This window comes from Pseudomonas caspiana (assembly GCF_002158995.1).
Classification (GTDB): Bacteria; Pseudomonadota; Gammaproteobacteria; order Pseudomonadales; family Pseudomonadaceae; genus Aquipseudomonas; species Aquipseudomonas caspiana.
The window spans coordinates 89,135-96,350 of sequence record NZ_LOHF01000025.1 but is presented as its reverse complement, the minus strand read 5'-3'; the positions used below and the strand labels follow the sequence as shown (position 1 = coordinate 96,350).

Genomic DNA, 7,216 nt, shown 5'->3' with positions numbered 1-7,216 from the left:
TTTCAGATCTGCGGGCGGGCATCCCGAGCCTAGGCGAGGGACCAAGTGGTGGGGTAAAAGCCTTTTGCTTACTTTTGGGCCCAAAAGTGAGGCGCTGTAAAAGCGCAACCAATATCAGCCCTGAATGCGGTAACGGATATGTACTCAATAATCGCGGCCGCGACGGCACCAGCGCAGTTAGCAGCAATAGCAAACCTCAAGAATCCCGCTGCAAATCTGGCGGAATAGTGATATCCCCCAGCGGATCCGGGCGCTTGCCCTGCCCCGCATGGTACTGACGGATCTGATACACATACGCCAGGACCTGCGCAACAGCCAGGTACAAGCCGCCCGGGATCTCCTGATCAAGCTCGGTACTGTAATAGATCGAACGCGCCAGACCTGGCGACTCGAGAATCAGAATCTGGTTGTGCGCACCAATCTCCCGAATCTTCAACGCCACAAAGTCCACCCCCTTGGCTACCAGCATCGGCGCCCCGCCCTGCTCAGGATCGTACTTGAGCGCGACAGCAAAGTGGGTCGGGTTGGTAATGATCACATCAGCCTGGGGAATCGATTCCATCATCCGCCGCTGCGACATCTCATAACGCAGTTGGCGAATCCGCTGCTTGACCTCAGGACTACCCTCCGAGTTTTTATGCTCATCGCGTACTTCCTGTTTGGTCATCAAGAGTTTTTTGTGCGCTTCCCATAGCTGGAATGGCACATCGACGGCGGCGATGAAAATAAGGCCGCAGGCCATCCACAATGTGCTCCAGCCTACAACTTGCAGACTGTGAATGATCGCCTGCTCCAATGGCTCATGGGCAATGGAAACCAGCGCGGCCTTTTCCATGTTAAGCACCACCAGCGCCACAATCAGCACGATGACGAACTTGGCGAAGGATTTCAGCAGCTCGATTAGCGCATTGGGGGAAAACATACGCTTGAGCCCGGCCAGCGGGTTCATGCGGCTGAATTTGGGGGCCAGGGACTTTGTGGCAAATAACCAGCCACCCAACGAGATAGGGCCGATCACCGCAGAAGCGAGCATGACCAGTAAAAACGGCATCATGACGACCAGCGCCAGCTTGCCGGTGGCCAACAGCATGCGCCCCATGGAGCCCTGATCCATAAGGACTTCACGGGTAATGCTGAAGTTGGAGGTCATCATGTAAGACATCGCCTGGGCAATGTCCGCGCCTTCAACCAGTAATCCGATGGCGCCCGCCATCATGATTGCCAGCGTGTTCAGCTCCTTGGAACGCGCGATCTGACCTTCGGCCCGAGAATCACGGACCTTTTTATCCGTGGGGTCTTCTGTCTTGTCCTGACCATTCTCGTTCTCGGCCATGTCAGCGAGCCCTCACCATGTCGCGCAAATTCTGCAAGGCCTGAGTTGCCAGCGGCTGGTACTGATTGAGAATGTCGCCCAGGCTGAGCCACAGGATAAACATACCCAACACCAGCGTCAGCGGGAAACCGATCGAAAAAATATTCAATTGCGGAGCAGCGCGCGTCATGACGCCGAAGGCGATGTTGACCACCAGAAGTGCCGTGATTGCTGGCAACACCAGTTTCAAACCGGCCGCCATCACCCAGCCCAGACCGTTGGCCAGCGCCCAGAAATTTGAAACCAGCAGACCGCCGCCCACGGGCAGGGTCGTAAAGCTTTCGATCAGGGTTTCTATCACCACCAAGTGGCCATTCATACCTAGAAACACCAGCGTGACCAGCATGGTGAAAAACTGCCCTATCACCGCCGATGACACGCCGTTGGTGGGGTCCACCATGGACGCAAAGCCCATCCCCATCTGCGTGGAAATGATCTGCCCGGCCACCACAAAGGAATGAAAGAACAACTGAAGGCACAGTCCCAGCCCTGCGCCAATGATGATCTGCTCACCCACCAACAGCAGCGCCGTCAGATCCAGTGCATTGACCTCCGGCATCGGCGGCAGCACGGGCGCCACCACCACGGTGATGGCCAGCGCAAAATAAAGACGCACGCGACCGGGAACCAGTGTCGTACCGATGATCGGCATGGTCATCAGCAGCGCGGTAATACGGAACATCGGCAGCAAGAAGCTTGCGACCCACGTGCCAATCTGCCCATTGGTCAGGGCCAGAACCGGTTCCATGGAGTTAGCCGATCACAGTCGGGATGCTGGTGTAGAGCCCGATGATGTATTCCATGAACACCTTGAGTAGCCACGGACCGGCAACAATCAGGGTAATCAGCATGACGATCAGACGCGGCAAAAAGCTCAACGTCTGTTCGTTGATTTGAGTGGCCGCCTGAAACATGGCAACCAACAGGCCACACAACAGACTGGGAACAACCAGAATCGCCACCAGCACGGTGGTCAACCACAACGCCTCACGGAACAGGTCGACAGCTACTTCTGGCGTCATCGCACAGACTCCTGATCAAGACGGGTCATACACCACCAAAACTGCCCGCGAGGGTGCCGACAATCAACGCCCAGCCATCCACCAGCACAAACAGCATGATTTTAAACGGCAGCGAAATAATCAGCGGCGACAGCATCATCATACCCATCGCCATCAGCACACTGGCGACCACCAGGTCGATGACCAGAAACGGAATGAAGATCATGAAGCCAATCTGAAAGGCGGTCTTGAGTTCGGATATGACAAATGCGGGGACCAGAATGGTCAATGGCGCAGCGTCCGGAGAGGCAATATCCGTGCGCTTGGAAAGGCGCATGAATAACTCAAGATCGCTGGTCCGGGTTTGCGCCAGCATGAAATCCTTGATCGGCACCTGCGCACGAGCCACTGCATCCTGTGCCGTCAGGGTTTCCGCCAGGTAGGGTTGCAAGGCGTCCTGATTCACCCGGTCAAACACCGGCGCCATAATGAACATGGTCAGGAATAGCGCCATCCCGGTCAGGATCTGGTTCGATGGCGTCTGCTGCAAGCCAAGGGCCTGACGCAGAATCGAAAAGACAATGATGATCCGGGTAAAGCTGGTCATCAGCATGACGAACGCTGGAATGAAACTCAGCGCCGTCATGATCAGCAGAATCTGCAGGCTGACCGAGTATTCCTGCTGACCGTCCGCACCGTTGGACAGGGTAATCGCCGGGATCGACAACGGATCGGCAGCGAACGCCAAAGGCGCCGCCAGCACCAGCAGAAGCGTCAACAGAATACGCAGCATTACTTCTTATCCTTCTGAACCTTATTGCCCATCAAGTCCATCAAACGCTGCGCAAACTCGGAGTTCACCGGCTGACGCTCCGGCACCTGCACGTGCTCATTGAGCACATGCAAAGGCGTGATTCGGCCCGGCGTAACGCCCAGCAGGATTTGCTCATTACCCACCTGAACAAGCACCAGGCGATCACGCGGACCAATGGCTCGCGAACCGACCAGCTCGATAACCTGGGCATTACCCGGCACACCGCGCTGCACCCGACGCATCAACCAGGCCAAAGCAAAAATGAGGCCGACCACCAACAACAGGCCGAACAGCAACTGCACGATTTGCCCGCCCATGCCCGAAGACACCGCAGCATTTGCCTGAGGTGCCGCCGCCTGTACTGCTGGCTCGGCTGCCAGCACACTCAGCGGCGTGGCAAGTAAAACCGCGATGGCTTTGATCATTTTCACTAGCGCAGCTTCTTGATGCGTTCGCTCGGGCTGATCACGTCAGTCAGGCGAATGCCGAACTTCTCATTGACCACTACTACCTCGCCGTGCGCGATCAAGGTGCCATTGACCAGCACATCAAGCGGCTCACCCGCCAGACGATCCAGCTCGATCACCGACCCCTGGTTAAGCTGCAACAGGTTTCGAATGTTGATATCGGTACTGCCCACTTCCATGGAAATGGACACCGGGATATCCAGAATCACGTCAAGGTTCGGACCATCCAGAGTCACCTGAGCATTGCTCTTGGGCACGCTACCGAACTCTTCCATCGCCATACGGCTGGAAGCTGCCGAATTTCCGGCGTCCGCCGCCAGCAGCGCGTCGATATCGTCCTGACCGCTTTCACCGGACTCACCCAGTGCCGCAGCCCACTCATCGGCCAGCGCCTGATCATCAGCAGACGTCATATCGTTTTCATCAGCCATCGGTTGTCCTCGGTGAACATTGATTCAGTTGCATAAAATTTTCGGCGAAAAAGAAACTCAACGCCGGTCTATCGGCTCGATGACCTGCAGCGCCAGATTGCCCTGGTGCGATCCCAACTTGACCTTGAACGAAGGTACACCATTAGCGCGCATGACCATTTCATCAGGCATTTCGACCGGAATAATGTCACCTGGCTGCATGTGCAGAATGTCGCGCAGCAACAACTGCCGACGGACAACCGTCGCGCTCATGGGCACCGCTACATCCAGCACGTCCTGCTTGAGTGCATTGATCCAGCGCTCGTCCTGGTCATCCAGATCGGACTGAAAGCCCGCATCCAGCATTTCACGGATAGGCTCGATCATGGAGTAAGGCAGAGTGACGTGCAGATCGCCGCCGCCACCGTCCAGTTCGATATGGAAAGTTGATACGACGACGGCCTCACTTGGCCCCACGATGTTCGCCATGGCCGGGTTCACTTCAGAGTTGATGTACTCGAAATTCACCTCCATGATCGCCTGCCAGGCTTCTTTCATATCAATGAAAGCCTGATCCAGCACCATGCGCACCACACGCAGTTCGGTAGGGGTGAATTCGCGCCCCTCGATCTTGGCGTGACGCCCGTCACCGCCGAAGAAGTTATCCACCAGCTTGAACACCAGCTTGGCGTCCAGGATGAACAACCCGGTACCACGCAACGGTTTAAGCTTGACCAGATTGAGACTGGTCGGCACATACAGCGAATGCACGTATTCGCCGAACTTCATGACCTGCACACCGCCAACAGCCACGTCAGCCGAGCGACGCAACAGGTTGAACATACTGATGCGGGTATAACGAGCGAACCGTTCGTTGATCATTTCCAGGGTCGGCATACGCCCCCGTACGATCCGGTCCTGACTGGTCAGGTCATAGCTTTTGATACTGCCGGGCTCGGCAGCATTTTCAGTTTGAACCAGACCATCGTCCACGCCATGCAGCAGCGCGTCGATTTCATCCTGGGACAGCAGGTCCTGCACGGCCATGTCGAGTTCCTACTGCAGTACGAAGTTAGTGAACAGAAGTTGCTCGATCACTGTTTTGCCGAGTTCTTTCTGAGCGACTTCCTGAACACTGGCGGTCGCTTTCTGACGCAGCATCTCTTGACCTATCGGCGAAGCCAACTGGTCAAACGGAATCCCCGCGAAGAGCATCACCAGGTTGTTGCGAATCACCGGCATGTGCACTTTCAACGCATCAAGGTCAGGCTGATTTCGCGCCAGCATGGTGATGCTGACCTGCATGTAGCGCTGGCGACCATTGGAGTTGAAATTGACCACGAAAGCCGGGGTCATCGCTTCGAAAACCGCTGGATGTTTGGCGTTCGGGTCAGCCGCAGCCGCGGCCGCCGGATCTACCTTGGGTTCGGAGCTGTGCATGAAAAACCAGGTCGCGCCGACCGAAAGGCCGACAGCAAGCAATAAAGCCACTACCACGATGATGATGAGCTTGAGTTTGCCTTTTGAGGCGGGGTCTTTAACTTCGTCGCTCTTCGCCATGCCAATAATCCGTCACAATTCGGGGGGTTCGCTAATGCGTGACAGAGGGAGAGCAAGTGTTATGCCAGAGTTGCGAGGGAATGTTGCAGCAGGCGGTTTTTAACAGAGCTGCGAACGCAGCGCAGGCCAGAAGGAGCTGCCGCAAGCTGCGAACCATCGCATCGCAGCCTGCGGCAACTCCTGCATGAATAGCAGATCAGGCGTAGTAGTCGATTTCGCTGGTGCCGACAACTCGCTGGACAGGCTGGCTGACAGCTACGCCAGTATCGCCATCAACCCCTTCAATCGCCCCGTCAACACCATTCCCGCCAGAACCGCCATTGCCAATACCACGAGCATTATTGGCCTGCTCCTGCTGCTGAGCCTGGTTCTGCTGGTTACGCGACTGGTCGGAAACGTTCACGTCCACTTGCCCCATACCCTGCTGGGTAAAGGAATCACGTAAACGCGACATCTGGCTTTCCAGTGCCTCACGAACACCGATGTGGGCACTCATGAAGGTCACCTGAGTCTGCTGATCCGGCGCCATGTTGATGCGAATATCAAGACGGCCCAGTTCGGCAGGCTCCAACTGAATGTCAGCCGACTTCAGATTCTGGCTCGACAGATACATGACGCGCTCTACAACGCCTTCGCTCCAGCCACTCTGATGCATCGCCAACGGCTGATTCATCAGTGGCACGGTCGGCGCTACAGCTGCGCGCGGCGCCTGGGCAGCCTGGCTCAAAGCAGCCAACCGATCAGCAAAGTTGTCCACACGCGTATCGCCGACCGCACCCTTGACATCTTTCAGACCGCTATCAAGCAAGCCTTCAAAGGATTTGTCACTGCTTTCGGTACTGGGCTCATCAGTAACAGCGCGTTGGTCGTCCAGCGCTGCCAGGTTATTGGCGAGCTGCGATGGATCTGCGTTATCCGTTTTGGCGTTTTTACCCGTGCCGACGGCCTGATTCTGTGCACCTTGCGCCTGCTGCGCTTTGGCTGCCGCATTCTCCAGGGCGAACTGCAACGCTGGCATGTCGTCGAGCGGATCTGCGTTTGGATCGAAAGACGCGTCGGCAGGATCAGTAACCTGAACAGCAATGGCCGGCGCGGTCGGTGCAGTTTCTGCTTTCGCGTTGTCGGTATCCGGCTGAGCCAGCGCCTGACTGGCGATTGCCTGCAGCGCCGGGTCAAGAGCAGGATCCGTCGCCGGCTCCGGCGTCAGTGCCTGCAGCAACGCCGGATCAACTTCCTGATCACTCGCCTCACTGTCGCTTTCGCTGGCAACCGGCTCGACAGGCAAGGTATTGCCGCTATCGGCAACAGTCGTCGACTCTGAAGTGGCCGCATCGCCCTTGTCTGCCGTTCCCTTATCTGCGACCTGTTTGTCTTTGTCAGCAGCAGGTTTGGCCTTCACCGGGGCATCATTGCCCGTGGTCGATTTGGCCTGAGCCTGCTTGGCGTATACGTCAGAGAAGCTGGAAGCATCGTCCCGACCACCGTCAGCCGGCTTGGCTGAATTGCTGGCAGAACTGGCCTTCGATGATGCCACAGGGGTGGCTTGAAGAAGGGCATTGGTGGCGAGGGGCATGTCGGTCTCCGCAAAAACA

9 protein-coding genes are annotated in these 7,216 nt (G+C 56.7%); all 9 read right to left on the bottom strand.

Features of this window, described 5'->3' with window-relative positions; translation table 11 throughout:
* Positions 1-196 precede the first annotated feature (196 nt).
* Positions 197-1,333 (bottom strand): flagellar biosynthesis protein FlhB, encoded by a 1,137-nt coding sequence (flhB, locus tag AUC60_RS23085; protein ID WP_087273230.1) that lies wholly within the window; start codon positions 1,331-1,333, stop codon positions 197-199.
* 1 nt (position 1,334) lies between these two features.
* Complete coding sequence (gene fliR, locus AUC60_RS23080; RefSeq protein ID WP_087273228.1) at positions 1,335-2,120, bottom strand: flagellar biosynthetic protein FliR; 786 nt, start codon at positions 2,118-2,120, stop codon at positions 1,335-1,337.
* A gap of 4 nt (positions 2,121-2,124) precedes the next feature.
* Positions 2,125-2,394 (bottom strand): flagellar biosynthetic protein FliQ, encoded by a 270-nt coding sequence (locus AUC60_RS23075; protein ID WP_087273226.1) that lies wholly within the window; start codon positions 2,392-2,394, stop codon positions 2,125-2,127.
* Positions 2,395-2,419: 25 nt separating this feature from the next.
* Entirely contained in the window at positions 2,420-3,166 is a 747-nt protein-coding gene (fliP, locus tag AUC60_RS23070; protein WP_087273224.1) for a flagellar type III secretion system pore protein FliP, read from the bottom strand.
* Positions 3,166-3,612 carry a flagellar biosynthetic protein FliO gene (fliO, locus tag AUC60_RS23065; RefSeq protein WP_087273238.1) on the bottom strand — a complete coding sequence of 149 codons (447 nt, stop codon included), beginning with the start codon at positions 3,610-3,612 and terminating at the stop codon, positions 3,166-3,168. Before fliO ends, fliP begins: the two co-directional genes overlap by 1 nt.
* A 5-nt stretch (positions 3,613-3,617) precedes the next feature.
* Positions 3,618-4,085: a flagellar motor switch protein FliN gene (fliN, locus tag AUC60_RS23060; protein WP_087273222.1), complete on the bottom strand. Its 468-nt coding sequence runs from the start codon at positions 4,083-4,085 to the stop codon at positions 3,618-3,620.
* Positions 4,086-4,142: 57 nt separating this feature from the next.
* On the bottom strand, positions 4,143-5,111 hold the full coding sequence (gene fliM, locus AUC60_RS23055) for a flagellar motor switch protein FliM (protein WP_087273220.1): 969 nt from the start codon (positions 5,109-5,111) through the stop codon (positions 4,143-4,145).
* A gap of 9 nt (positions 5,112-5,120) precedes the next feature.
* A complete protein-coding gene (gene fliL / locus AUC60_RS23050; protein ID WP_087273218.1) occupies positions 5,121-5,624 on the bottom strand; it encodes a flagellar basal body-associated protein FliL in 504 nt (167 codons plus the stop codon).
* Between the two features lie 196 nt (positions 5,625-5,820).
* Complete coding sequence (locus tag AUC60_RS23045; protein WP_087273216.1) at positions 5,821-7,197, bottom strand: flagellar hook-length control protein FliK; 1,377 nt, start codon at positions 7,195-7,197, stop codon at positions 5,821-5,823.
* Positions 7,198-7,216 lie beyond the last annotated feature (19 nt).

Bases quoted from the DNA above. Each gene is read 5' to 3' on its own strand.
- fliO (WP_087273238.1), bottom strand. From the start codon at position 3,612: ATGATCAAAGCCATCGCGGTTTTACTTGCCACGCCGCTGAGTGTGCTG.
- AUC60_RS23075 (WP_087273226.1), bottom strand. From the start codon at position 2,394: ATGACGCCAGAAGTAGCTGTCGACCTGTTCCGTGAGGCGTTGTGGTTG.
- fliL (WP_087273218.1), bottom strand. From the start codon at position 5,624: ATGGCGAAGAGCGACGAAGTTAAAGACCCCGCCTCAAAAGGCAAACTC.
- fliR (WP_087273228.1), bottom strand. From the start codon at position 2,120: ATGGAACCGGTTCTGGCCCTGACCAATGGGCAGATTGGCACGTGGGTC.
- fliP (WP_087273224.1), bottom strand. From the start codon at position 3,166: ATGCTGCGTATTCTGTTGACGCTTCTGCTGGTGCTGGCGGCGCCTTTG.
- AUC60_RS23045 (WP_087273216.1), bottom strand. From the start codon at position 7,197: ATGCCCCTCGCCACCAATGCCCTTCTTCAAGCCACCCCTGTGGCATCA.
- fliM (WP_087273220.1), bottom strand. From the start codon at position 5,111: ATGGCCGTGCAGGACCTGCTGTCCCAGGATGAAATCGACGCGCTGCTG.
- fliN (WP_087273222.1), bottom strand. From the start codon at position 4,085: ATGGCTGATGAAAACGATATGACGTCTGCTGATGATCAGGCGCTGGCC.
- flhB (WP_087273230.1), bottom strand. From the start codon at position 1,333: ATGGCCGAGAACGAGAATGGTCAGGACAAGACAGAAGACCCCACGGAT.